20 protein-coding genes and 1 other RNA gene are annotated in these 26,342 nt (G+C 67.6%); 1 reads left to right on the top strand and 20 read right to left on the bottom strand.

Annotation, left to right across the window (positions count from 1 at the left end; all coding sequences use genetic code 11):
* Positions 1–483 precede the first annotated feature (483 nt).
* From lpxC to IE243_RS00910, 20 genes are all read right to left on the bottom strand, one after another.
* Positions 484–1,425 carry a UDP-3-O-acyl-N-acetylglucosamine deacetylase gene (gene lpxC / locus IE243_RS01005; protein WP_191317479.1) on the bottom strand — a complete coding sequence of 314 codons (942 nt, stop codon included), beginning with the start codon at positions 1,423–1,425 and terminating at the stop codon, positions 484–486.
* A gap of 304 nt (positions 1,426–1,729) precedes the next feature.
* Entirely contained in the window at positions 1,730–3,550 is a 1,821-nt protein-coding gene (ftsZ, locus tag IE243_RS01000; protein WP_191317478.1) for a cell division protein FtsZ, read from the bottom strand.
* A 194-nt stretch (positions 3,551–3,744) separates the two neighbouring features.
* On the bottom strand, positions 3,745–5,052 hold the full coding sequence (gene ftsA / locus IE243_RS00995; RefSeq protein ID WP_191317891.1) for a cell division protein FtsA: 1,308 nt from the start codon (positions 5,050–5,052) through the stop codon (positions 3,745–3,747).
* 23 nt (positions 5,053–5,075) lie between these two features.
* Complete coding sequence (locus IE243_RS00990) at positions 5,076–6,002, bottom strand: cell division protein FtsQ/DivIB (RefSeq protein WP_244642582.1); 927 nt, start codon at positions 6,000–6,002, stop codon at positions 5,076–5,078.
* Between the two features lie 38 nt (positions 6,003–6,040).
* Positions 6,041–6,976, bottom strand: a complete 936-nt coding sequence (locus tag IE243_RS00985) for a D-alanine--D-alanine ligase (RefSeq protein WP_191317476.1) — start codon at positions 6,974–6,976, stop codon at positions 6,041–6,043.
* A 298-nt stretch (positions 6,977–7,274) separates the two neighbouring features.
* The gene (gene murB / locus IE243_RS00980) at positions 7,275–8,228 is read right to left on the bottom strand and encodes a UDP-N-acetylmuramate dehydrogenase (RefSeq protein WP_191317475.1); all 954 of its coding nucleotides are present in this window, start codon (positions 8,226–8,228) and stop codon (positions 7,275–7,277) included.
* Positions 8,229–8,401: 173 nt separating this feature from the next.
* The gene (gene murC, locus IE243_RS00975; protein ID WP_191317474.1) at positions 8,402–9,802 is read right to left on the bottom strand and encodes a UDP-N-acetylmuramate--L-alanine ligase; all 1,401 of its coding nucleotides are present in this window, start codon (positions 9,800–9,802) and stop codon (positions 8,402–8,404) included.
* Positions 9,803–9,874: 72 nt separating this feature from the next.
* Entirely contained in the window at positions 9,875–10,984 is a 1,110-nt protein-coding gene (gene murG / locus IE243_RS00970; RefSeq protein WP_191317473.1) for an undecaprenyldiphospho-muramoylpentapeptide beta-N-acetylglucosaminyltransferase, read from the bottom strand.
* A 1-nt stretch (position 10,985) separates the two neighbouring features.
* Entirely contained in the window at positions 10,986–12,134 is a 1,149-nt protein-coding gene (gene ftsW, locus IE243_RS00965; RefSeq protein ID WP_191317472.1) for a putative lipid II flippase FtsW, read from the bottom strand.
* Positions 12,135–12,262: 128 nt separating this feature from the next.
* Positions 12,263–13,642, bottom strand: a complete 1,380-nt coding sequence (gene murD, locus IE243_RS00960) for a UDP-N-acetylmuramoyl-L-alanine--D-glutamate ligase (RefSeq protein WP_191317890.1) — start codon at positions 13,640–13,642, stop codon at positions 12,263–12,265.
* A 64-nt stretch (positions 13,643–13,706) separates the two neighbouring features.
* Complete coding sequence (gene mraY, locus IE243_RS00955) at positions 13,707–14,810, bottom strand: phospho-N-acetylmuramoyl-pentapeptide-transferase (protein WP_191317471.1); 1,104 nt, start codon at positions 14,808–14,810, stop codon at positions 13,707–13,709.
* A 17-nt stretch (positions 14,811–14,827) separates the two neighbouring features.
* The gene (locus IE243_RS00950) at positions 14,828–16,285 is read right to left on the bottom strand and encodes a UDP-N-acetylmuramoylalanyl-D-glutamyl-2,6-diaminopimelate--D-alanyl-D-alanine ligase (RefSeq protein ID WP_191317470.1); all 1,458 of its coding nucleotides are present in this window, start codon (positions 16,283–16,285) and stop codon (positions 14,828–14,830) included.
* A 263-nt stretch (positions 16,286–16,548) separates the two neighbouring features.
* Positions 16,549–18,036 (bottom strand): UDP-N-acetylmuramoyl-L-alanyl-D-glutamate--2,6-diaminopimelate ligase, encoded by a 1,488-nt coding sequence (locus IE243_RS00945; protein WP_373301522.1) that lies wholly within the window; start codon positions 18,034–18,036, stop codon positions 16,549–16,551.
* A 197-nt stretch (positions 18,037–18,233) separates the two neighbouring features.
* Entirely contained in the window at positions 18,234–19,958 is a 1,725-nt protein-coding gene (locus tag IE243_RS00940; RefSeq protein WP_191317888.1) for a peptidoglycan D,D-transpeptidase FtsI family protein, read from the bottom strand.
* A 449-nt stretch (positions 19,959–20,407) separates the two neighbouring features.
* Positions 20,408–20,839 (bottom strand): cell division protein FtsL, encoded by a 432-nt coding sequence (gene ftsL / locus IE243_RS00935; protein ID WP_308432008.1) that lies wholly within the window; start codon positions 20,837–20,839, stop codon positions 20,408–20,410.
* Positions 20,836–21,876: a 16S rRNA (cytosine(1402)-N(4))-methyltransferase RsmH gene (gene rsmH, locus IE243_RS00930; protein WP_191317469.1), complete on the bottom strand. Its 1,041-nt coding sequence runs from the start codon at positions 21,874–21,876 to the stop codon at positions 20,836–20,838. Before rsmH ends, ftsL begins: the two co-directional genes overlap by 4 nt.
* The gene (locus IE243_RS00925) at positions 21,873–22,379 is read right to left on the bottom strand and encodes a division/cell wall cluster transcriptional repressor MraZ (protein ID WP_191317468.1); all 507 of its coding nucleotides are present in this window, start codon (positions 22,377–22,379) and stop codon (positions 21,873–21,875) included. Before IE243_RS00925 ends, rsmH begins: the two co-directional genes overlap by 4 nt.
* A gap of 742 nt (positions 22,380–23,121) precedes the next feature.
* Positions 23,122–23,500: RNase P RNA component class A (rnpB, locus tag IE243_RS00920), an RNA gene on the bottom strand.
* Positions 23,501–23,628: 128 nt separating this feature from the next.
* Positions 23,629–24,858, bottom strand: coding sequence for a lytic transglycosylase domain-containing protein (locus IE243_RS00915; RefSeq protein WP_191317467.1), 1,230 nt, complete (start codon positions 24,856–24,858; stop codon positions 23,629–23,631).
* Positions 24,859–25,473: 615 nt separating this feature from the next.
* The gene (locus tag IE243_RS00910; protein WP_191317466.1) at positions 25,474–25,827 is read right to left on the bottom strand and encodes a hypothetical protein; all 354 of its coding nucleotides are present in this window, start codon (positions 25,825–25,827) and stop codon (positions 25,474–25,476) included.
* A 25-nt stretch (positions 25,828–25,852) separates the two neighbouring features.
* Between IE243_RS00910 and IE243_RS00905 the strand changes: the two genes are divergently transcribed.
* On the top strand, positions 25,853–26,107 hold the full coding sequence (locus tag IE243_RS00905) for a YMGG-like glycine zipper-containing protein (protein ID WP_191317465.1): 255 nt from the start codon (positions 25,853–25,855) through the stop codon (positions 26,105–26,107).
* Positions 26,108–26,342: the final 235 nt, after the last annotated feature.

Genomic DNA, 26,342 nt, shown 5'->3' with positions numbered 1-26,342 from the left:
ATCCTGAACTCGCCGGCCGCGCCAACCCCGCGAACGGCTCGCCGTTGCGAATTACCAGAGCGTGGCGCCGGCGCCGCGCCGGACACGAGCGCGTGCGCAGCGCAACTGCAACTTCAGCCACAGCATCGCGCATTGGGCTAAACAAACGCCTGGCAAGCTTTCAGCAAGCCTGCCAGGCGCGTCGCAACCAAAACCGGAACACACGCCCCCAAGGCGGGACCACAAACCGACGCCGGGGGGACAACCACCGGGGGACAACCAATCGAATCTGGACGACCCGCGCCTGGAACAGTCCTGCCTCAGGACAGGGGCGCGTCATCCGCCAACGTGACGGTCGGCTGAAGCGCTGCCGGAATGCTGTGGACCGTTTGCGGCCAGATCCAGCTCACCAGCGGCGCCCGGTGTTTTTGGCGCCGCGCGTCGCGCACCCTGTCCGCATCCATCCCGTCGCGAATGACGGAAGCCACTTTTCGCGAAAAAGTCCTAGCTGACGGTCGGCGCGAAGGCGACGGCTGCGACAGCCGCTTCCGCGTGGCCAACCTCACGGCGCGGCGCGGCGTCGACAATCGCGTAGTTGGCGCGATCAGCGAACAGCGCTTCCAGCATCATGAAATTGAGGCGGTGGCCGCCGCAGAAAGAGTGATAGGAGCCAAGAATCTGCCCGCCGGCCAGCGACAGGTCGCCGATGGCGTCGAGAATCTTGTGGCGAACGAACTCATCCGGCCAACGCGTGCCTTCCGGGTTGAGGACGCCGTCGTCGCCGAGAGCCACCGTGTTGTCCAGCGAGGCGCCGCGCGCGAAGCCAGCCTTCCACAGCGCTTCAACGTCGCGCATGAAACCGAAGGTGCGGGCGCGGGAGATCTCGCGGCGATAAGCAGCCGGCGACATATCAAACACCATGCGCTGGCGACCGATGACCGCCGTGTCGAAATCGATCTCCACGTCGAGGCGGAAACCACGCTCGTACGGACGCATCTCGGCAAAGGCGCGACCCATCTCGACGCGCACCGGGCGCAGCACGCGGATAACGCGACGGAAGGCCGCCTGCTCGACGACGCCAACCTGGGCGATCGCATCGACGTACTCGGCGGCGCTGCCATCAAGAATCGGAACTTCGGGACCGTCGATCTCGATGCAGACGTTATCAACGCCGAGGCCGGCAAGCGCGGACATCACATGTTCGATGGTGGCGACGGAGCCGGATTCATCATCGCCGATCACGGTGCAGAGCGCGGTGGCCGAGACGGCCAGGTGACGGGCCTCGAGAAGACGTTCGTGGCCATTGGCCAGATTCGTGCGGAGGAAAGTCACGCCGTTGGAGGCCGGGGCCGGATGAAGGGTCATCCGGACAGGCTGCCCGCCATGCACGCCGTTTCCGGTGATGACGATGGGGGAGCGAAGCGTGGTTTGCCGGCTGGCTTTCATCTGGCGTTCCTGACTTCCGGGCGCTGCGATCCGCCGCGCCGGCGTCTGTCCGTTGCTGTCTGCCACCGGGGCGCCGTTAAGGCAGCAGCGCTGCCGGAACCCCGTTTTCTGAGCAGGAACATAGTCCGGTGGACCCCGTCGGCCAAATCACGCTTTCTTACGTTCTGTTACGAAAAAATTCGCATGCGAGCCATGCCCAACCAATTGATTAACAAATGGTTTTCAAAACGAAACAACCCCGGCCAAAGCCGGGGTCGCCACTATTGTTAACAGCCTGTTACAGCCGTGCTCACGTCAGGTCAAATCAGTTCGCCTGGCGACGCAGGAAGGCCGGAATCTCCAGTTGGTCATCCTCGAAGCCGCGACCCTGCGGCGCCGGAGCCGGCTGCTCGGGACGATGCTGCGGCGCCGGGGCCGGACGACGGCCGTACTCGGCGTGAACCGACGAGGGGTTCTCGGCGGCCGGCTGACGCGGAGCCTGGGGAGCCGGCGCGGCGGCGTGCGGAGCCACGTGATGCTCTTCACGGCGTCCAAGGCCGACAGAGGCGATGCGCTGCAGCAGCGACATGCGGCGCGTCTCGTGCTCGGGCTCGTACTCATGCTCCGGCCGGCTGGCGCGAAGCTGGTTCTGGGCCGGCAGCGGCAGCTCGTCGACGCGGGGCATGCGGGCGGGACGGACAACCCGCTCGGCCTGCGGCGGGATGAAGTGATTCTGGTGCAACTCGGGCTCAGGCGCGTGCGGCTGCGCCATCTGCGGCTGCGGAGCCTGAGGCTGCGCCATCTGGGGCTGGGCCATCTGGGGCTGGGCCATTCTTGGCGCGGGCGCCGCCGGGCGAACCATCGGAGCCTGCTGCGGGGCCGGAGCAGCCATCACGGGAGCCTGGACAGGAGCCGGAGCAGCGACCGGCGGAACCGGCGCGGGCGCTGCGGCGACTTCCGGAGCCGGAGCCACGGCCTCGACCGGCGCGACAGGAGCAGCAACCGGCGGCACCGGCGCGAAGGCGGCGGCGGCCTCAGACACCGGCGCAGGGGCGGTGACCGTGGAGCGGATCGACGGCGGCGCCTGGTTGGCGCGCATGCGGGCTTCCGTGCGCAGACGCTCGGCGACCTCGGCGATCTTCTTCTCGGTGGCGACGATGTCTGCGTCCTCGGAGATCGCGGCCGGCTCGATGCCGGTGGCCACGACGGAGACGCGGATCAGGCCTTCCATCGACTGGTCGAAGGTGGCCCCCAGGATGATGTTGGCTTCCGGATCGACTTCCTCGCGGATGCGGGTCGCCGCCTCGTCAACTTCATACAGGGTCAGGTCGGGACCACCGGTGATCGAGATCAGCAGGCCGCGCGCGCCCTTCATCGAGACATCGTCGAGCAGCGGGTTGGCGATGGCGGCTTCAGCGGCGTTGATGGCGCGCTTGTCGCCAGAGGCCTCGCCGGTGCCCATCATCGCCTTGCCCATGCCGCGCATGATCGAGCGCACGTCGGCGAAGTCGAGATTGATCAGGCCTTCTTTCACCATCAGGTCGGTGATGCAGGCCACGCCGGAATACAGCACCTGGTCGGCCATCGCGAAGGCGTCGGCGAACGTGGTCTTTTCATTGGCCACGCGGAACAGGTTCTGGTTGGGGATGACGATCAGCGTGTCGACGGCCTGCTGCAGCTCGGCGATGCCGGCCTCGGCGACGCGGGTGCGGCGCGAGCCCTCGAACTGGAACGGCTTGGTGACGACGCCAACGGTCAGGATGCCCAGATCACGGGCGGCGCGGGCAATAACCGGCGCCGCGCCGGTGCCGGTGCCGCCGCCCATGCCAGCGGTGATGAACACCATGTGTGCGCCGGAAAGCTGATCGCGGATCTCGTCAATCACCTCCTCAGCGGCGGCGCGGCCAACATCCGGCTGGGAGCCGGCGCCCAATCCCTCGGTCGCCTGGATGCCCATCTGGATGATGCGTTCGGCCCGCGCCGACGCCAGAGCCTGGGCGTCGGTGTTGGCGCAAACGAACTCCACGCCCTCAAGGCCTGCTTCGATCATGTTGTTGACGGCGTTGCCGCCGGCCCCGCCGACGCCAAACACCGTGATGTGGGGCTTCAGTTCGCGGATGTCCGGAACCTGCAGCTGGATCGCCATTTGAAATTGCCTCTTTCCAGAACGGCGCCGGCTGCGCGCCCCCTTCGGAATGTGAATGGTCTTCGGCCGCCGCACCGAAAACGCGGATTCATCCTGAGATCCCACACCGGGGGCGAATCAGCTGATTTGCCCACAAGTGTTTGATTTGATTATTTTTTCAATCGCGAAGCAGGATTGGTAACCATAATCATGCTTCAGAAACTCTCTTTGATCCACCGTCCGACGCGCGCAAAATAGTTATCCGAGCCCGTTCTCGCGTAACTGTGGCTGGCGCGCGGCTCGAAATGCTCCACATGCGCGACCTGGGGATAAACCAGCAGCCCCACTGCCGCAGCGAAAGCCGGACCCTTGGCTGCTTCCGGCAAGCCTTTCACGCCCAGTGGACGGCCAGTGCGAACCCTGGCCGGCGCGACGCCGGCGGAAAGAATGCGCTGGGCGGCGTTGTGCATGCCGTTCAGCTGGCTGGCGCCGCCGGTGAGCACCACGCGACGCGCGGCTTCCGCCCCCAGCCCCGCGTGACGCAGGCGATCGCGCACCAGTTCAAGGATTTCCTCGACGCGCGGCTGGATAATCCGCGTCAGTTGCGACTTGGGCGCGTGATTGGGAATGTCGCGCTCGAACTCGTCCACCAGCGGCACGGCGATCAGTTCGCGCTCGTCCGCCGGGGTCATCACCGTGGAACCGTACAGGGTCTTCAGGCGTTCAGCGGCGGCGATGCGGGTGGACAGGCCCCGCGCCACGTCCATGGTGACGTGGTGACCGCCGACCGCGATGGCGTCGGTGTGAACGATCGCCCCGCCTGCGAACACCGCGAATGAGGTGGTTGACCCGCCCATGTCGATGAGCGCCACGCCCATGTCCGCCTCGTCGTCGACCAGGCTGGACAGCCCCGAGGCATAAGGGGTGGAGACCACCGCCTCGACGTCGAGATGGCAGCGCTCGACCGCGAGCATCAGGTTGCGCGCGGCGGAAGCGTCCGCCGAAACGATATGCATGTTGACGCCGAGGCGCTGGCCAAGCAGCCCGCCCGGATCGACAACGCCGCTTTGTCCGTCAACGGAAAAGCCCGTCGGCAGGGTGTGCAGCACGGCGCGCCCCTGACGCATGCCCTGCTGGGCCGCCGCCGAGAGCGCCCGCTCCACGTCGCGCAGCCCCACGGAGCCGCTGCGCACGTCGACTTCAGCGCTCTGCTTCAGCGAACCAAGACGGCCGCCGGTCAGATTGACGATGACCGACTGCACCTCGACGCGGGCCATGCGCTCGGCCGCGTCGACCGCGTGACGGATCGACTGCTCGACCGCCTCGAGATTGACGACGGCGCCGCCCTTGAGGCCAGCCGAGCGCGTGTGGCCGATGCCAAGCACGCGGGCGATATGGGTGCGGCCCGGCAGCGCCTCGCCGTCCGCCACCGGCTTCAGCTCGGCGATGATGCAGACGATCTTGGACGTGCCAACGTCGAGCACCGACAGCGTCATGCTGCGACGCGCCGACAGCGGCTTCATCCGGGGGGTGATGATATGGTGGTTCACAGGACGACGCCCCCCTTCTGTTTCGCCTTGTTCTTCAACATTTCCGCCCGGGCGGCGGCCGCTTCCACGCTCTGGCGGGCGATGACGCGATCAGGCACGCGCATGTCCACCAGCAGGATGTCCTTTTCAAGAATCCGGCTTTCGCGCTCCAGCGCGGCCAGGCGGGCCAGCGCCTCGCGGGCGGCCTCCGCCGACGGCAGCTTCACCCGCACGCGGTTGTCCATGGTCAGGGTCCAGTTCTCGCCAGCTTCCAGCGAGCCGGCGCGGATGCGTTCGCGCAGCGCCCCGGCGGCGTCGAGCAGCGCGGCGTATTCGCCGGCGCGCAGATTGGCGCCCTCGCCCACCACGAACGGCAGCCGCGCGAAGCGCATGTCAGTGACGCGATCGATCGGCGTGCCGTCGGCGGCGACCACGAACAGCTCGCCATTTTTCTGCCAGAGGGCGGCGGGCTTGCGCTCGGTAATGGTGATCGACAGCTCGTCCGGATACAGCTTGCGCACCGCCGCTTCTTTCACCAGCGGCAGTTTTTCCAGCGCCTCGCGCACCGCGGTCACGTCGAGAAACAGCAGTGAAGTGCGATCGGTGACGCCGGCGGCCTTGAGCGCCTCTTCCTGATGCAGCTCCACCAGGCCGGTGATCTGCACCCGGTCGACGCCGAGGCCGACCGCGCGGGCGAAGGCGTCGCGCGGCTCACCCCAGGCTTCGCGGAAGGCGACGTCATGGCCACCCATGTAATAGCCGCCAACGCCGACCAGCGTCATGAAGCCGGCCAGCAGGGCCGTGCCGGCGAAGCGGGGAATGCGCGCGCCAAGCGGCCTGGAGACGCCGCGGCGCGTCAGTTTGCGCAGGAATGGCAGGCGGTTGCGACGCAGGCCCGACAGTGCGTCGAGGTCGACCGGAACCGTGCGGCCGTCGTGGCTCATCGCCATCGCCGACATGCCGGCGCCGGGCAGTCCCGACGTTACCGATCGCAGGAGGCGTCCTCCACCATCCATCGCATCAACTCACCGAAAGAGAACCCGGCGTAAGCCGCCATCTCGGGAACAAGGGACGTCTCGGTCATGCCTGGTTGCGTATTGACTTCCAGGCAGATCAGATCCCCGGTTCCACCGGGCGTATCGTCCCACCGGAAGTCCGCGCGACTTACGCCGCGGCAGCCGAGCGCCTGATGCGCCCTGAGGGACAACTCTTGTACAAGACGGTAAATATTTGGTTTAACGTCCGCCGGCAGGATGTGGGTGGAGCCGCCTTTGGCGTACTTTGATTCATAGTCGTAGAACGCCTGGCCGCTGGTGCGGATGTCGATGACGTCGAGCGCCCTGTCGCCCATCACGGCGCAGGTAAGCTCCCGCCCCGCCACATATTTTTCCACCATGACCCGTTCGCCATACGGCCAGTCGGGACGCAACAGCTCCTGGGACGGGTGCGACTGCCCTTCACGGACGATAATCACGCCGAACGATGAGCCTTCCGCCACCGGCTTCACCACGTAAGGCGGCGGCAGGATGTGACCGGCTGCGGCCTCCTGGCGGGTCACCACCCGGTCCACCGCCACCGGAATCCCGGCGGCGGCCATCACCGTCTTGGCGCGCCCCTTGTCCATGGCGAGCGCCGAGGCCAGCACGCCGGAGTGGGTGTAGGGAATGCGCAGGGTCTCCAGAACGCCCTGGATGACGCCGTCCTCGCCGCCGCGCCCGTGCAGGGCGTTCAGCGCCACGTCGGGCTTCAGGTCCGCCAGCCGCGCGGCGACATCATGGTCCACGTCGACGCGGGTGACGCGAAACCCCTCGCCTTCCAGCGCAGCGGCGCACGCCGCGCCCGAGCGCAGCGACACCTCGCGTTCGGCCGCCCAGCCGCCCATCAGAACCGCCACATGCCTCGTGTCCCGCGCTGTCATGTCCATGTTCCTTCCGGACGCCGCAGCGTCCCGACGCCAGAGCGGCGCCTGGAGCGTTTTCCAGCGAAGCGGTTGCCATTTCGCGTAAGGAAAACGCGTTCATTCAAAATGATGGAGCGAAACTCCGGTTCAGGATGAACGGGTTTTGCTCCAGGCTTTGCAGGTCGCGACACGTCGCGCCCTGGCAGGAATGAAATCGCAAGAGCATCTTCAGGAAAGCGGCCCCACTTTCCGTAAAGAAAATGCGTAAACTCAAAATAACCGCGTCAGGATATGGGCGATCGCCTTTCCCCGCGCTTCAGACGCCGGGCCCTGGTCGATCAGGCGAAAGCGCCCGGCCAACACGACGAATTTCCCATGCAAGCTGCACGCCCGAGGTTTCCAGCACGCGCCGGCGCACCTCCTCCCCCAGTTCCTCGATGTCGGCGGCGCTGGCGCCGCCGTGATTGATCAGGAAATTGCAGTGCATCTCCGACACCTGGGCGGCGCCGCGCCGCAGGCCGCGACAGCCGGCGGCGTCCACCAGCTCCCAGGCCTTGCGTCCAGGCGGGTTCTTGAAGGTCGACCCGCCGGTGCGGGTGTTCACCGGCTGCGTGGCGCTGCGCGCGTCAGTGATCTGCGCCATCTCCCTGGCGATGTCCGCCGGATCGCCCGGGCGCCCCTGGAACAGGGCGTGAGTGAAGATCACATCTTCAGCAACGTCGCTGTGGCGGTAGGAAAAGCCCATATCGGCGTGACTGAACACACGCAGCGCGCCGCTGCGGTCGACGCCCTGCGCCTCCACCAGCACGTCAGAGGTCTCGCCGCCATAGGCGCCGCCGTTCATCCGCAAGGCCCCGCCAATGGCGCCGGGGATGCCGCGCATGAAGCTGAGGCCGGCAACGCCCGCCTTGGCGGCGACATTGGCCACCTTGACGTCGGGCGCGCCTGCGCCGGCGCTGACGCGATGGCCATCCAGCGCCGCGATGGCCGCGAACGGCCGGCCCAGCCGGATAACGACGCCGGGGAAGCCGCCATCGCGCACCAGCAGGTTGGAGCCGAGGCCAACCACCAGCACCGGGACCGAAGCCGGCAACTGGCGCAGAAAATTGGCCAGATCGTCCTCGTCCGCCGGCGTGAACAGCACGTCGGCCGGTCCCCCGGCGCGAAACCACGACAGCGGCGCCATGGGCGCGTTCGCTTCCAGGTCGCCGCGAATGCCGTCAAGGCCGGCGACGATATCCGCAACCGGATTGCCGCTGATGGCGCTCATTGCCTTCTCCTGAGGCGTTTTCGAGGAAAGTGGGCCACTTTTTGTGAATGAAATGCGTCAAATCAAACTGATATCGCTTTCCGGCGAAGCGGGTTTCCCCGGAAAAGCCTGCCCGGAAACGCCCAATCAGGGGGCTTGCCGGAAAGGCAATCGCGCTTCGTCCCGGGAATGCGTCAGGCCGCGCCCAGTTGTTCCGGCAGGGCGTAGGCCCACTGGCTGATGCTGCCGGCTCCGAGGCACACCACATAGTCGCCCGGCTTCGCCAGGTCCTTCACCACGCCGGCCAGCTCTTCCGGTCCGGCGATGGCGACGACCTTGCGGTGGCCGCGCGCCTTCAGACCGTCGACCAGGTCCTGCTGCCCGGCGCCCGGTATCGGCTGCTCGCCCGCCGCATAGACCGGCGCGACCACCACGGCGTCGGCGTCGTTGAAGCAGGTGCAGAAATCGTTGAACAGCGCCGACAGACGCGTGTAGCGGTGCGGCTGCACCACGGCGATCACCTGCCCGTCGGTGGAGGCGCGGGCGGCGCGCAACACCGCGGCGATTTCCACAGGATGGTGACCATAGTCGTCGAACACGGCGACGCCGTTCCACTCGCCAGTGCGCGTGAAGCGGCGCTTGACGCCGCCGAAACCGGCGAGCCCCTTGCGGATGAGGTCCGGCGTCACGCCCAGTTCCAGCGCCACGGCGATGGCGGCGGTGGCGTTGAGCGCGTTGTGCAGGCCCGGCATGGGCATTTCCAGGTCCGGGATCAGCAGTTCGTCGCCGCCCTTGGGCTCGCGCACCTGCACCGAGAAGCGGCAGCGGCCGCCGCGCAGGTCCACGTCGATGAGGCGCACGTCGGCCTGGGGATTCTCGCCATAGGTGATGACGCGCCGGTCGAGCGCGTGGCCGACCAGGTCCTGCACCGCCGGATGGTCGATGCACATCACGCCGAAGCCATAGAACGGCAGATTGTCGATGAACGAGCGAAACGCCTGCTTCACCGCGTCATAGGTCTTGAAGTGGTCGAGGTGCTCCGGGTCAATATTGGTGACCACGGCGACGTCGGCTGGCAGCTTGAGGAAGGTGCCGTCGGACTCGTCCGCCTCCACCACCATCCAGTCGCCGGCGCCGAGCCGGGCGTTGGTGCCATAGGCGTTGATGATGCCGCCATTGATGACCGTCGGATCAAAATTGGCGGCGTCGAGCAGCGTGGCCACCAGCGAGGTGGTGGTGGTCTTGCCATGGGTGCCGGCGATGGCGACGCAGGTCTTCAGCCGCATCAGCTCCGCCAGCATCTCGGCGCGGCGCACCACCGGAATGCGCGCCTCGCGCGCCGCCTTCAGCTCCGGATTGTCCGGTTTGATCGCGGTGGAGATCACGACGACGCCGGCGTCGCCGACATGGGCCGCGTCATGGCCGACGAAGGTGCGCACGCCAAGCCCGGCGAGGCGCTTCACATTGGCGTTCTCGCTGGCGTCCGAGCCCTGCACGCGATAGCCGAGATTGTGCAGCACTTCAGCAATGCCGGACATGCCGATGCCGCCAATGCCGATGAAGTGGATGGGGCCGATCTCGCGCGGCAGTTTCATCAGTGCTCTCCAGTCCGGACCAGACGTCTCAAACGGCGACGCCCATCCTGCCAATTGTTATGTGACGGCGTTTCAGGCCGTGAGACCGCCGATCTGCATCACCAGATCGGCCAGCCGGCTGGCCGCATCGGGAATGCCGGCGCCGCGGGCTGCTTCCGCCGCCGCCGCCAGCAGCGCCGGGTCGGCCAGCCGGGCGGCGATCTCGTCGTGCAGACGCGTGGCGGTGAATTCTGGCTGGGGTATGACCACGGCGGCGCCGATGGCCGCCAGGGTGGCGGCGTTGGCGGCCTGGTCCTGGTCCAGTGAACCGGGCAGCGGCACGAGGATCGACGGCCGGCCGATCACCCCCAGTTCCGCCACCGTGGACGCGCCGGAGCGCGCCACCACCAGATGGCTGGCGGCGATCCGGGCCGGCAGATCGCTGAAAAACGGCTCCACCGTGACGTCGACGTTCATCTCGGCGTAGCGGGCGCGCACGCGCTCCAGATCCTCCGGACGCGCCTGCTGGGTCACGTGCAGCCGCGCTCGCTGCGCCGGCGACAGCAGCGCCACGGCGGCCGGAACGATATCGCTCATCACCCGGGCGCCCTGACTGCCGCCGAAAGCCAGCAGCCGCAAGGTTCCGCCAGCGGCGAAGGCCGGCATTGGCGTTTGCGCCGCCTCCAGCACCGCCGGCCGCACCGGATTGCCCACATGGTGCATGCGTCCCCGCACGCTGTCGGGCACGCCGCCGACCTCGGCGAAGCCGGTGGCCAGGGCCGTCACATGGCCGGCTAGAAACTTGTTGGCGCGCCCCAGCACGGCGTTCTGTTCGTGAATGATGCTGCGGGCCCCGGCGGAGGCCGCCGCCACCAGCGGCGGCACGCTGGGATAGCCGCCGAAGCCGACGACCACGGCCGGCCGCAGCTCCTTGCGCATCAGCCCGCGGGCGCGCCAGAAACCGCGCGCCAGGGTCAGCGCGGCTTTGGCCATCACCGGCAGGGATTTTCGCGACGGGGTGGCGGAAGGGATCTCATAGATCTTTTCCGCCGGAAATTCCGCCACATGGCCCGTGACGCGGCTGTCCGTGGCCAGCGCCACGCGCAGGCCGCGCGCGTTCAGTTCGCGGGCCAGCGCCTCGGCGGGGAACAGGTGGCCGCCGGTGCCGCCGGCGGCGAGAAGGATAACGGGACGGGCGCTCATGTCAGGCGTCACTGCGATGGAGGGGGGAAATCCGGTCATACAGGGGCGCTGTCGGCCGCTTGCGGGTGATCGCGATCAGGAAGCCCATGCCGAGCGCCAGCGAGATCAGCGACGAGCCGCCATAGCTGATGAATGGCAGGGTCATGCCCTTCGCCGGCATCAGATGCACGTTCACCGCCATGTTGATGCAGGCCTGGATGCCGAACAGCAACACCAGGCCAGTGGCGGCGAAGCGGCAGAACGGATCTTCCAGCCGGCGCGCCAGCACCAGGCCGCGCAGCACGATCAGCATGAACAGCAGCACCAGCACCATGCAGGCGACGACGCCCAGTTCCTCGCCGGTGACGGCGAAGATGAAGTCGGTGTGCGCGTCGGGCAGGATGCGCTTCACCGTGCCCTCGCCCGGCCCCTTGCCCAGCCAGCCGCCCTGGTAGAACGACTCCAGCGCCGTATCCACCTGGAAGGTGTCGCCGGACGATTTGTCCATGAAGCGTTCGACGCGGGCGCGCACGTGCGGCACGAAGGTGTAAGCGATGATGATGCCGACGCCGCCGACGCCGGCGAGGCCGATCATCCACATCATGTGCAGGCCGGCGACGAAGAACAGACCGGCCCAGACGATGGTGATCAGCATGGTCTGGCCGAAATCCGGCTGCAGGATCAGCGGAATGATCGTCGCCGGCAGGATCATGATGGCCAGCAGCGTGCCGGGCGCATCGCGCCGGTGCGACCCCTCCGAAAAGGCCCAGGCCGCGAGGATGACGAAAGCCGGCTTGACGAACTCGGACGGCTGCAGCGTGACGCTGCCGATGTTGAGCCAGCGGTGCGCGCCTTTCACTTCCGGCCCGAACTGCAGCGCCGCGAACACCAGCAGCATCGAGACCAGATAGATGAACAGGGCGAGACGCCGCACGTGGCGCGGCGACAGGAACGACGTGGCCACCAGCACGATCAGCGCCGGGGCCAGGAAGAACACCTGGCGATTGACGAAGTGGAAGGTGCTGAGGCCGAGGCGCTCGGCGACCGGCGGGCCGCCGGCCATCAGCAGCACCAGGCCGCTGACCATGACGGCTCCGAGCGCGACCAGCAGAACCCGGTCGACGGTCCACCACCACTGCCCCAGATAGGTGCGTTCGGCGCGCGACGCCATGGACGTGTCTTTCTGTTCCGGCGCATGCGGCGGACGGCGGCTGCCATCCGCGAAACATGCCTCTCAATGCGAAACCGCGTCCTGGTCGACCGTTCCCGAAGCCTTTGCAACGTCAGGAACGGCCGGCGTCAGCCCGGATGGGCCGCCAGCCACGCGGCGACGAGCCGCCGGAAATGATCGCCGCGCGCCTCGAAGTTCGGATACTGGTCGAATGACGCGCAGGCGGGCGACAGCAGCACGATCGCTTCCGGCAGGCCGGAGGCGGCGGCGTCGTCCGCGGCCGCCGCGAGCGCCCGGTCAAGGGTGTCGCAGCGGGCGTATTCCACTTTCCCGTCGAGGGTCGCGGCGAATGATTCGGTTGCTTCGCCGATGAGATAGGCTTTGCTGATCCTGGCAAACAAACCGTTAAGAGAAGCGATCCCGCCCGCCTTGGCCTTGCCGCCGGCGATCCAGAACACGCCGGAGGGAAACGCCGCCAGCGCCTTTTCCACCGAATCGGCGTTGGTAGCCTTCGAATCGTTGATGAACGCCACAGGACCGCGTCGGGCCAGTTGCTCCATGCGGTGGGCGAGGCCCGGAAACGTGGCGAGCCCCGCCGCGATCACCGGCAGCCCGACGCCAAGGGCGGCGACGGCGGCGCTGGCGGCAAGGGCGTTCTGGACGTTGTGACGGCCGCGCAGCGACGACGAACCGGTCAGATCAGCGAAAACCACGCCATGGCGCAGCAGTTTCGCGCCCTCGCACGACCAGCCATTCGCTTCCGCGGCGTCGCTGCGCACGCGTTCAACCGGCTTGCAGTCCGCTTCGAGCCGGGCGGCGACTGCGCGGGTCCAGTCGTCCTCCACGGCGATCACAGCTATGTCGGCGCCGGCGACCAGCCGTTCCTTGACGGCGGCGTAATGGGTCATGTCGCCGTGACGGTCGAGATGATCCGGCGTAACGTTGAGGAAGACGCCGACGGTCGGGTTAAGCGACGGCGTCAGATCGATCTGGTAGGAGGAGCACTCCACCACATGCACCCGCGCCACGTCCGGCGGCGGCAGCGACAGGATCGCCGTGCCGATATTGCCGCCCAGCGCGACCTCGCGGCCGGCGTGGGTCAGCAGATGGGCGATCAGCGCCGTCGTGGTGGATTTGCCGTTGGTGCCGGTGATGGCGACGAACGGCGCCAGAGGCGCACGGGCCGTCCGCTCCCGGCAGAACAACTCGATGTCGCCGATGACAGGGACAGAGGCTGCCTGGGCCAGCTTCACCGTCCAGTGCGGCTCCGGGTGGGTCAGCGGCACGCCTGGCGACAGGATCAGGGCGGCGAATGCGCTCCAGTCGACGTCGCGCAGATCGGCGACGCGCACGCCCGCCGCCTCCGCCCGCTCGCGCGAGGCGGCGCTGTCGTCGAAGGCGGTGACGTCGGCGCCGCCGGCCAGCAGGGCGCGGGCGGTGGCGAGGCCCGAGCCGCCCAGGCCGAACAGCGCCACGGCGCGGCCGGCGAAGGTCGCGACAGGCGTCATCGCGCCCTGGATCCCGGCCTCCTGGTTCGTGCTCTCCTGGGTCGTGGTCATGAAAGAATGCGCCTCAACGCAGCTTGAGCGAGGACAGGCCGATCAGCGCCAGCACCACGGCGACGATCCAGAAGCGGATCACCACCTGCGGCTCCGTCCAGCCCAGTTGTTCGAAATGGTGATGGATCGGCGCCATCTTGAACACGCGCTTGCCGGTGAGCTTGAACGACGCCACCTGGATGATGACCGACAGGGCCTCCAGAACGAACAGACCACCGATGATCGCCAGCACGATCTCGTGCTTTGCGGCCACCGCCATGGTGCCGAGCAGGCCGCCGAGGGCCAGCGAGCCGGTGTCGCCCATGAAGATCTGCGCTGGCGGCGCGTTGAACCAGAGGAAGCCGATGCCAGCGCCGATCAGCGCGCCGCAGATCACCGCCATCTCGCCGGAGCCGGGCACGAAATTGATCTGCAGATAGTCGGCGAATTTCACGTTGCCAACCAGATAGACGATCAGGCCGAAGGCGGCGGCGGCGATCATCACCGGCACGATGGCGAGGCCGTCGAGGCCATCGGTGAGGTTGACGGCGTTGCCGGCGGCAACGACCACGAAGGCGCCGAAGACGATGAAGAACCAGCCGAGATCGAGCATCACGTCCTTGGCGAAGGGGATCGCCAGCGAGGTGGCCATATGCGCCGTCGCGCCGCCGCCGGCGTTGCGCTCAACGGTAACGATGGCGAAGCAGGCGGAGGCGGCGATGATGAACTCGATGGCGAGGCGCGCCTTGCCGGAGAGACCGGCGTGGCTCTGCTTGGTCACCTTCAGGTAGTCGTCATAGAAGCCGATGGCGCCGAAGCCGACCGTAACCAGCAGCACGATCCAGACATAAGGGTTGGCCAGGTTCGCCCACAGCAACGTGGAAACGATGACGCCGGAGAGGATCATCAGGCCGCCCATGGTCGGCGTGCCCTTTTTCGACAGGTGCGACAGCGGACCGTCGGTGCGGATCGGCTGCCCCTTGCCCTGGCGGATGCGCAGGCTGGCGATGATCGCCGGGCCGAACAGGAACACGAAGAACAGCCCGGTGGCGATGGCCCCGCCGGTGCGGAAGGTGATGTAGCGGAAAACATTCAGGGCGCTGAACGACGTCGAATAGTCGGCGAGCCAGTACAACATGGTGAAGCTTTCTCTGTTCAGTCCCTGGAGGAGCCGGCGGCCGGGAACCGCGCCTTCAGCGCCGTCACGATGCGCGAGATCCGCGTGCTGTTGGAGCCCTTGACCATCACCACGTCGCCGGCGTGAACGGCGGCGACAATGGCGTCTTCCAGTCCGGCGGGCGCGGCGCAATGCAGCGCCCGGCGCGCCGGCGGCAGCGCCTCCCACAAAACCTGCATCATCGGGCCGGCGGCGTAGACCAGATCAATGTCATGCGCCTCAAGATCGCCAGCGAGGCCGGCGTGCAGCGCGCCCCCCTGTTCACCCAGCTCCAGCATGTCGGCCAGCACGGCGATGCGGCGGCCGCGCGGCCCCGGCTCCACCTTGCCCAGCGCGGCGATGGCGGCGCGCATCGAGGCCGGATTGGCGTTGTAGCTTTCATCGATCAGCAGGAACGCGCCGCCATGGGCGGCAAGCCGGGTGCGCTCGCCGCGTCCCTGCGGCGCGCTCATCCGGCCAAGCGCCAGGGCGGCCAGGGCGACATCCGCGCCCAGCGCATGCACGGCCGCCAGCACGCCGAGACTGTTGATCACCATGTGATGGCCCGGCGCGCCGACGCGCCATGTCGCCGCCTCACCGAAAACATTGGCCTCGACGATGGACAGGTCCGGCTGGAGAATCTCCCGGGTCAGGCGCACGTCCGCGCCAGCGGTTTCTCCAAATGTCAGGATGCGCGCGGCTCCGGCCCGCTCCGCCAGGGCGCGCAGACGCGGCGCGTGCGGATTGTCGGCGTTGATGATGGCGACGCCCTCCGGCTCCAGCCCCTCGAAGATCTCGCCCTTGGCGTCGGCGATGGCCTCGACGGAAGGAAAGAACTCCAGATGCACCGGCGCCACGGTGGTCACGATCGCCACATGCGGCCGCACCATTGCGGTCAAGGCGCGGATTTCGCCAGGGGCGCTCATGCCAATTTCGAGAACGCCGAACTCCGTCTCCCGCGGCATGCGGGTCAGGGTCAGCGGCACGCCCCAATGGTTGTTGTAGCTGGCGACCGAAGCGTGGGTGCGGCCCTGACCGACCAGGGCCAGCCGCAACGCTTCCTTGGTGCTGGTTTTACCCACCGAACCGGTGACGGCGACGATGCGCGCACGAGAGCGCGCCCGGCTGGCCCGCCCGGCCGCCTCCAGCCCGCCCAGCACGTCCGGAACCACCAGCAACGCGCCTTTGTCCGCGACCAGCGGCGCCAGTGCGGCGGCGTGGGCCTCGTCGATCACCACGGCGGCGGCGCCAGCCGCCAGCGCCGCGGCGGCAAATTCATGCCCGTCGCGCGCAAGGCCGGTGATGGCGAAGAACGCATCGCCAGGCTGGAGGGTGCGCGTATCGATCGATGCGCCGCCGATGGCGTCGGGAAGCGCGCCGATCACCCGGGCGCCCATCGCCCGCCGCAGTTCCTCGCCAGTCCAGAGCGGCGATGCCTTCGATGTCATGCCCTGCATTCTCCAGGAGCCGGCTCCGTTCATATGCCGACGCATCAGCGACGCCATATGAACGGTGAATCCGTCTCTGTCCAAAATTAGAGGGCGATTGGCCAGCTCCCATGAACGGCAAGGCGCTTCATGGGAGCTGGATCGCGCTCAGGGGAGCGAATCGGTAAAATACGTCGTCCGGCGGAACAGGCCGGGCGCGCGCCATCAGAAACTTTGACCCTGACCATAGCCCGGCGGTCTTAACAAATCCGCCTGTGCGTGGAGAACGCCCTTTACGCCGGGGCCTTCTGCACGGCGGCGCGCACCGCCTCGTGATCCGAAAACGGCAACACGTTCTGGCCGACGATCTGCCCGGTTTCATGGCCCTTGCCAGCGATCACCAGCACGTCGCCGGCGCGCAATTCCGCGATGGCTGTGGCGATCGCCTCGCCCCGGTCGCCAATTTCCCGCGCCCCCGGGGCGCCGGCGAGGATAGCGGCGCGAATCGCCGCCGGATCTTCGGAACGGGGATTGTCGTCGGTGACGATCGCCTGGTCCGCATATCTGGCGGCGATCTCGCCCATGATTTTCCGCTTGCCAGGATCGCGGTCGCCGCCGGCGCCAAACACGCAAACCAGCTGGCCGCTGGCGAAGGGGCGCAACGCCTTCAGCACCTCGCGCAGGGCGTCGGGCTTGTGGGCGTAATCGACGATCACCAGACCGCCATTGACCTCGGCGACGCGCTCCATGCGCCCCGGCACGCCGCGCAGATTGGCCAGCGCCGGCATCACCACGTCAGGCTCCTCGCCGGTGGCGATGCACAATCCGGCGGCGATCAGGGCGTTCTGCGCCTGAAAACCACCGCACAGCGGCAGGCGAATATCGTACGTCACCCCCTCGACGCTGACGCACAATTGCTGGTCAAAACCCTCCGGTCGATGCTTCAGCAACTGAATGTCGGCCCCGCTCTCGCCCACCGTCAGGGTGCGCATGCCGCGCGTGCTGGCGATGACGAGAATTTCCTGGCCGTGACTGGAGTCAGCGTTGACCACCGCGGCCGCCGAAGCCGGGGCGACCTCCGAGAACAGGCGGGCCTTGGCGTCGAAATAGCTCTCTTCGTCAGGATGATAGTCGAGATGGTCGCGCCCCAGATTGGTGAAGGCCGCCGCCTGCAGCCGCACGCCGTCGAGCCGGTGCTGGTCGAGGCCATGCGACGAGGCCTCCATGGCGAGATGCGTGACGCCGTCCGCAGCAAGGCTGGCCAGGGTCCGGTGCAGCGTCACCGGGTCGGGCGTTGTCAGCGAACCATACGCGGCGCCGGATGGGCCAATGACGCCCACCGTGCCGAGCGACGCCGCCGCGCGGCCGCAAGCGGCGAACAGCTGCCGGGCGAAATCCACCACGGAGCTTTTGCCGGCAGTGCCGGTCACCGCGACAATGCAGGCCGGTTGGGCCGGATACAGGGCGGCGGCGGCCAGCGCGAGCGCGTGACGGGCATTGGGCGCCTGCCCCCAGGCAATCTCCTGCGGCAGATCTTCTGGTCGCGGTCCCTCGCCGACAATGGCGATGGCGCCTCGCGCCGCTGCGTCAGCGACGAAACGCCGGCCATCGTCCTTCGCGCCGGCCACGGCCACGAATACGGCGCCCGGAACCACGGCCCGGCTGTCGGCCGTGACCTCGGCTGTGGTGCGCGCCGCCATTTCGCCAGTGAACAGGCCGGGAAAAACTTTCTCCAGCCTCGCCGGAACCGGCGGGGCGCTGGCGACTGGCGCATCGGTCATGGAAAAACTGCTCCTGATCCGCCGGGCGCAAGCCGGCGCGTCTGCATCAAGGCGACAACATAGAGCGTTTCCCGGCGAAGTGGATAGCGAAGTGGGGGCCATCGCGCGTGAAGAGCCGCGCGCGGGCGGGCGACGCACGCCGCATGCGCCGCCAGGCCCAGCCTGCCGGGATGACGGCGTTCAGCGGCGCGACGCCCTCACCGCGTGCCCCAGGCGCCAAGCCGAACCATGTTGGGGAACGGATTCCTGGGCTCTTCGAAGATCGGCGGCAATCCCAGCAGCGGCGCCACCCTGGCGATGATCTTGCCGGTGGTCACGCCGGAGTTCCACGCCGCCGTGGCGTAGCCGTAGGTTTCCGGCAGGCCCTGCGGCTCGTCATAGATGGTGAGGAACAGGTATTTCGGCTTGTTGGCCGGCGCCACCGACATGAAGGTTGTGAACAGCCGGTTGCGCGCATAGCGCCCGCCGATCACCTTCTCGGCTGTGCCGGTCTTGCCGCCCACGTAATAGCCCTGCACCAGCGACTTCCTGGCCGAGCCCTTGTAGCCATTGAGGCGCATGATGTAGCGCATGGCCTCGCTGGTCTGGGGCGAGACCACCTGCTTGCCAACGTTGGCGGCTTCCTCTTCGGTGCGCTTCAGGAAAGTCGGGGCCATCAGCTTGCCGCCGTTGACCAGCGCCGCCACCGCCGCCGTCGCCTGGATGGGCGCCACGGCGAGACCGTGACCGAAGGCGATGGTCATGGTGTTGAGTTCGCCCCAGCGGGCCGGAACGATCGGCGCAGCGCTTTCCGGCAGCTCCGTCTGCATGCGGGTCAACTGGCCCATTTTGCGCAGGAAGGCCTTGTGCCCTTCCACGCCGATCGCCAGCGCCATGCGCGCCGTGCCGATGTTGGACGAATGCAGGAAGATTTCCGGCACGGTCAGGACGCGATTGGTGCCGTGGTAGTCGCGAATGGTGAAGCGGCCATAGTGAAGGCCGCCGCGCGCATCAAAGCTGGAGTTGATGTTCACCTTGCCCGAATCGAGCGCCATTGCTGTGGTCAGCGCCTTGAAGGTCGAGCCCATTTCATAGACGCCGACCATCATCCGGTTGATGCGATCCTTCTCGAGGGCGTCGACGGGATTGTTCGGGTCATAGTCCGGCAGGGACGTCAGGGCGATCACCTCGCCGGTGTTGACGTCCATGATCATGGCGGCCGCGGCCTTGGCCTTGAAGTGGGCCATGCCCTTCACCAGCTCGTCGCGCACCGCGTGGGTGGCGCGCAAATCCAGCGACAGCTTCACCGGCTTCAGGTCAGCGGCGCTGTTGGCGAAGCCAAGGCCGGCCAGATCCTTCAGCCCCTGATTGTCGATGTATTTTTCAATACCGGCAATGCCCTGGTTGTCCACATTGGCGAAGCCGAGAATATGGGCGCCCACCGGACCATTGGGATAGACGCGTTTGTTCTCGGGCAGGAAGCCGACGCCCGGAATGCCCAGACGATGCACCTCGGCGCGCTGCTTCGGCGTCATCTCGCGCTTGATCCAGACGAAGCCCTTTTTGGTCGACAGCTTCTCGCGCAACTCACGGGCGTTCAGATCCGGCAGCACCGCCGTCAGCAGTTCTGTCGCCTCATCGGCGTCCAGAATATTGCGTGGCTCCGCGAAGGCCGAATAGGTCTTGATGTCGGTGGCCAGCAGCAGCCCGTTGCGATCGACGATGTCCGGGCGCGCCACGCCGACGGTGTTTCCCGCCACGTAACGTTCCGAAACAGGCGGCGGCATGATGGCGAAGGTCGCCAGCCGCACGATCACCGCGCCGAAAATGAAGACGAAGCCGGCGCCCACCAGCATGATGCGGCCATTGGCCTTGTCGGCGCGCATGCGGAACATGTCGCCAATCATGGTGCGGGCGGCGCGGAAGAAGCTGCGCCAGGTCATCGCCCCGCCGCGCGTGAGTGCGGCTTTCGTCTTGCCGGCGCCGGCGGCCAGCATCGCCAGGGCGCTGGCGCCCACGCTGGCCACGCTGGGACGCGGCGCCCCGCCAGATTGGCCTGAAGACGGCGTTTGACCCGAGGAGGTTCCGCCGGGCGTGGCTTTACCGGAAGTGGCTTTGCCCGGGGGCGCGCCAGCCCGGGAGAAAATGCGCGCAGCCGACGCCTGCAGCCCCCGCCACAGACCCGCGCCCCGGCCTGAAGGCTGGCCGGCTTGCCCCGCGGCCCTCGCGCCAGACATGGCGGGTTTTTGCATTGCGGGCTTTTGCGACGTTGCGCCTTTGGGCTGGGGCGCATTGCCCCCCGCCTGCGGCGGGCGCGGCGAAGCCCCGGGCAGCCGGGGGCCAGCGCGATCAGGAGATTTGCCGCCGGGGGGCGTGGAGCGATCCTGCAACATTACCTCCCTGGCGTACGGGCGGACGCGGGCGTGCGCGGCGCGGCGCGCTGTTCCGGCGCCGCCGTCGCGCTTTCGGCTCCGGCCGATGGCGTGGTGGTGGGCTCCGAGAGCCCCAGATCCGCCAGCTTGCGCCCGATAGCGTCAATTTTCTCCTGGCGCTGCGGCAGATCGCTGGCGCGCACCAGCTGGTCAATCGCCATCGGCTTCAGGTCCAGATGCCGCTCCGCCAGGATCTGCAGGCGGTCCGGCCGGGTCAGGCGCTGCCACTCCGCGGCCAGCACCGCGTTCGTGTCTTTCTCGCGCTTGATCTGGTGCTTCAGCTTCGCGACCTGCTCGGCCAGATAGATGGTGTCGTATTTGATCGAGTACGCGTAGACCGCCGAAGCGATCAGCGCGCCGATAGCTGCGATGTGGAAAATGCGAAGGATCATCGCGCTCTCCGTCCCGTCGGGGCTGGCAGCATCGCCAGGCTGGTCACGTCGCCATCCTCGTCCTGGGCGGGCGCATCCGTGCGCGTCGCGGCGCGCAGCTTGGCCGAGCGGGCGCGCGGATTGGCGCGCAACTCGTTTTGCGAGGCGGTCACCGGGTTGCGCGTCACCGCCGTGAAGGTCGCCGCCGCGACCGGGGCCAGCGAGGGCGCGAAGCGGTTGCCGCCGCCCCGTCCCTGGCGGCGGGCGAAGAACTGCTTGACGATGCGGTCTTCCAGCGAATGGAACGTCACCACCACCAGGCGGCCGCCCGGCGCCAGCAAACGCTCGGCCGCATGCAGGGCGCGGACAAGCTCGCCCAGTTCATCGTTCACCGCGATGCGCAGCGCCTGAAAAGTGCGGGTCGCCGGGTGCGGACCATTGGGATCAGCGCGCACCACCCGCGCCACCAGATCGGCCAGGGCGCGCGTGGTGAGGATGGGCGCTTCCTTGCGCGCCGCGACGATGGCGCGGGCCACCGCGCGCGCGCGACGCTCCTCGCCAAAATGATAGATGATGTCGGCGAGGCGTTCCTCACTCTCGCCATTGACCAGATCGGCGGCGCTCTCGCCGGACGAGGCCATGCGCATGTCGAGCGGGCCATCAAAGCGGAACGAAAAGCCCCGCTCCGCCTGATCGAGCTGCATCGATGACACGCCAATATCGAGGACAACGCCGTCCAGCGGTGGCAGCGCCAGGTCGCGCGCCGCCTGCTCCATGTCGCCGAAGCAGGCCTCGACCAGTTGCAGCCGCCCGCCCGAAGCAGCAACCAGCGCCTGCCCGCCGGCAATCGCCGACGGATCACGATCCAGCGCCGTCAGCCGAACGTCGGGATGGGATTTGAGGATTGCCGCGGCGTAACCGCCCGCGCCGAAGGTGCCGTCGAGGAATGCGCCGCCGCGCGCTGGCTGGAGAGCTTCGAGCACCTCCCCCAGGAGCACAGGAACATGCCGGGCCGGTCCGCCATCGGCGTCGGCATTGCCGTCGCCGTGACCCGTCATGCGCCTGACGCCCCTGGGGAGAGAGACGTCGCAGACCGGACAGGGGAGCCATTCGCCCCAGACCGGCCCAGATTCTTCTTCAGTTCGCGCACCCGCGCCCGCGCCTCGTCCAGATGAGCCCGGAAACGCTCCGGCTCCCAGACCTGAAACTTGTGTCCATGCCCCACAAAGGTCACCGTATCCGTGATGCCCGCGTGGGCCTTCAGCGCGTCTGAGAAGGTCACCCGGCCCTCCGGATCGACCTTCAGGATTTCGCTCGTGCCAAGCAGCGCCGTCGACAGGAAATCCCGCTCTTCCGAGTAGGGAGACAGCGTCTCCAGCAGCGCGTTGATCTCCGCCAGCAAGGCGTTGCCGCCAGCATCCAGCGCCGGAGCGTCCAGCCCCGGATGCACATAAAGCCCCTCGAAACCGTCGCGCGCCAGCACAGCCCGGAACGGCGCCGGGATCGATACCCGGCCCTTGGAATCGAGCCGGTTGGTGAAGTTGGACACGAACCGGTCCATCGCCGCCAGCCGCCCTGACCTTGCAGCTCCCCGCAACGCCGAAACCCGCGCCGGAGCTGGCGGCGGGCGTCGTTCCGCGCATGTCCGCGCGCTCCCCACCGGGGAGCCGCAGCCCGGCTGACGCCAGCACTGGCGCCACATCTTCATGCGGGATGATTTGGGATACCATGGGATATCTTGGGCGTCAATGGAATCAAGGGCTTCTGAGCCTGGCGTCGCCGATTCGGAAACGCACGGCCCCGTCACGCATTGTCATCCTGACAAGGTTAATGAATCTGCTATCGCACACGGTTTGGACGCGGTTTTCCGGCCGTCGCAGCTGACGAAAAAGACGGATCGATTTTGAAGGGGACAGGGAGCGGCCCGGGCGGATCGTCAGCGAGCGCGCCGCCCGATCCAGACCCCGGGCGATGCGCCAGCAGGTGCCCCAGAGGGCGTGCTGCGCTGGCGGGCCAGGAGGCCAGGAAAGGGAAGGAAAGGCAAGGAAAGGCAAGGCAAGGCAAGGCAAGGCAAGGCAAGGCAAGCGCTGGATGGCCGGACGAAGCCTGGCCATCAACACACCATGCCCGGATTTGATGTAACGCGATTTGCGGACGCAACGCGTTATGTGCGCATGCGCCATGGCTGCCTGCCAACAGCCTCCTGACGCGGCGGCGCGCCATTCATGCGCGGATGCGCGGCGCGCCGAGGTCCCGCCGTTGCGGGGAGCCCAGCCCATCCCGCGCGCATCAGATGGGGAAAAAGCGCCAGTCAGCCTGTAAGCCGGGTTCTGTAAGGCCCCACGCCGCAAGCGGCGCAGGACGTGACGACCATTCCTCTGGGACGACCGTTACCGATCGCCTCAAGCAACCAACCCGGGCGATCTGGCCGGAAAAGCCCGCGCTTGCGCGCACGTCGCCCCTATTTGGTTTTGCTCCCGGCGGGGCTTGCCATGCCGTCTGCGTCGCCGCATCCGCGGTGCGCTCTTACCGCACCCTTTCACCCTTACCGCCGGCGGACCGGCGGCGGTTTGCTTTCTGTGGCGCTTTCCCTGGGGTCACCCCCGCCGGACGTTATCCGGCGCCGTTTTTCCGTGGAGCCCGGACTTTCCTCTGCGGGGCAGCGGTCGTCCGGCCAACTGGCGGGGGGTGGTGTGCCGCCGAACGGGCAGACAGTCAATAAAAAACGCTCCCCGTCGCCAACGGGGAGCGTATGGAAGGCAGGCGCCTCGCCAGCGCGGTTCAGCGAAGCCGGGCGCTACCCGTCAGGCTCAGAACGCCGCCATCATGGTCCGCACCCGCGAGCAATAGCGCGCCGCGTGGGAGGTCATGCGCTCGGCCCGGTGGCCAGCCTGATACTTCAGGATCGTGCGGCAGGTGTCGCCGCCGGCCAGCCGGTAGGCCATCGCCAGATACTTCATGCCGTAGCGCAGATTGGTGTCCGCATCCATCAGGCCCTGGGCGCCGCCGCCGTAGCCCACGGCGCGGGCGGTGTTGAGATGAATCTGCGACAGACCAAGGTAGGGGCCGTTGCGCGCCGACGGATTGTAGCGGCTCTCCACACGCACCACCGCGTCAGCAAGCGCCACCGGAATGCCATAGGCGCGGGCGTGCCGCTCGATCAGCGGCGCGATGTTGGCGCGCGCGGCGGCGTCGCGCGCCGCGCCGCGCGCATGGCGACGGCCACGCCGGGGCTCGTCCTCAGCGACGCCAGCAGTCGGGGTCGTCCCACCCTGCGGCTTTCCTGCAAGGAATTTGAACAGGTCGAAACCACCGCCAGGGGCGGGGGCTGGCGCGGCCGGCGCCTGCAACGCGGCCTGCCGGGCCTGATCGGCGACTTCCGCGGGCTGGGCCGGCGCCGTCATCGCCACCTGGGAGGCGCCGCTATCGAGATCATCGGGACGCGCGGGGGGCAGCGGCGCGCGGGCCGCGAGACGCGTATCCGCCTTCATGGGCGTTTCGTTCGCCGGCGGCTGGGCTTCCGCCGTTTGCGGCGCAGCTTCCTGCGGCTGGGCCGGCGCCGTTGCCTGCGTCTGTGTCGCCGGGGCCGCGGCTGTCTGCGGCGCGCTGTCGAGATCGGCCGGTCGCTGCGGCGGCAATGGCGCGCGCACGACGGCGTGGCGCGGTTTGGGCGCTGCGCCGGGCGCGGCGCCTTCCGCCGCCTGCGGCTCCGCGCCGGCGCCGGGCGCTTCGCCTGCCCCGTCATCCACATGAAGCGACGCCTGCACCACGCTCGCGCCGCCCGCAGCCGCATGCGCCGGGCCGCCAGCCTCGTGTCCGGACTTCTTCTGGGAGCCGCTTTTGGGAGCCGCTTTTCCGGAGCCAGACTTTTTGCCTGAAGGCTTGCCGCCTGACGGCGCGGCGGCTGGAACGCCGCCCTCCTTGCCAGACGTATCGCCGGCTTTGCCCCAGGGCGTGCCCTTGGAATATCCGTGACCGCCGAAACCGCCGAGTGGCCCGGGCCCCTGGGCCACGACTTCGCCAGACGGCGCCTGCGCCATCGCGGCGCTTCCACAAGCCAGGAAGCACGCCAGCGACAGGGCTGTTGTCGTTTTCAAATTCAAACCGCGTTACCCCCAGATGGTGGTGGACCGGGAGCGCGCCCTCCGAACCCAGGCTCGGCGGAAGCGCTCTATCTCTTTGGTTTGAAACATTTTCTCCACGAAAAGTGGGTCCACTTCCCTTGAAAATGTTCTAGGGCAAAGTCCCCTCAAGTCTTGAGCGGATTTTGCACTATCCTTTTGGGTTTACGCGCGTTCTCAACGCAAAGCGGCGTCCGCTCCGCCCAAAAACGCCCGGGGACTCCCGGCGCTGGAATGGCGTCTCGCGACGCCCCATCCGGCGACCCGATATCCGCAAACCGCGCCAGGCCCGGCAAACGGGCGGCGCGGTCGCAGCTATCCGGAATCCGGCCCTGAACCTGCTTCCAGGCGCAGCGAATTCCGTTTTCGCAACACCCTGGCGGAGCAGGCTCCGCCACCAGGCGTGGGCGCCCCCGAGCGGCGGGGATCAACGCTGTGATCGATCCAGCCGGCGCCCGCTCCACCCATTCATTGTCACGCATCACCCCTGCCGACGCGGCTTCGCCCCGCGAGAGATGACGGCGCAAATTTTCCTCAAAATGCGGCAGGGATCAGGCAAGGACTGATGCAATCGCCGCAGCGTTTTAAGGTTATCAATTTCCGCACTGTTGCAGCAAACAGGCATTTTTTCAACGATTTCGCGATCAACCCTGGATTTTGAGCCATGAAACTCGCGGTGAAAACCCTTGTCTCACCTGGGATAGCGGCCCGAATTTTTCCCGTCTGAACCCGGGTGTTGACCGGGACAATTTCGCCATTCCTGCGCCACGCTTCACCGTCAGCCTGGTGAGCGTCCGGGCTCTGGCCGGCGGCCCCGCCCGCCCGCCCCATTCCCGGCGCATTGCCGGGAACCAAACCGTTTCGGGGCGCATTCCCGGCACAGGTCATGCTGCAACTCCGAGGGAGAGGATCCATGAAAAAACTGCTGGCTATCGGACTGGTGACGGTTGGACTGGCTGCTTGCCAAACCCCCGGCGAGCGCGCTGTGGGCGGCGCCGCCATTGGCGGCCTCGCCGGCGCTGCGGTCGGCGGCGCGGCCACGGGAACGGGCGGCGGCGCTCTTGCCGGCGCGGCCCTGGGCGCGGGCGCGGGCGCGATTGTCGGCGCCGGAACGGCCAATTGCCGCAGCTACTACTACGGCGGCCGCCGCTACCAGGAATGCTACTGAACCTCGCCTGAAGCGTTTTTTGGCGTGGCCCGGCCTGCCACGCGCTGGAAGAACGCAGGGCAACGGACAGTCAGGGCAAGACGCCGCCGCAATGGCGGGTTTTGCTCTCGCTGACGACGGGTGGCGACGGCGGTGACGGCGTCGCTTTTTTTTTGCGCGAAACCTGCCTGAGGCGCCTCGAAAAATACGCGTTCTGATGTTCCGATGCGCGTTCGATGACGCCTGATTCCCTTTC

It is taken from the genome of Camelimonas fluminis (genome assembly GCF_014656355.1).
GTDB classification, from domain to species: Bacteria; Pseudomonadota; Alphaproteobacteria; order Rhizobiales; family Beijerinckiaceae; genus Camelimonas; species Camelimonas fluminis.
The sequence above is the reverse complement of the archived record's forward strand: the minus strand, read 5'-3'. Positions and strand labels throughout refer to the sequence as shown.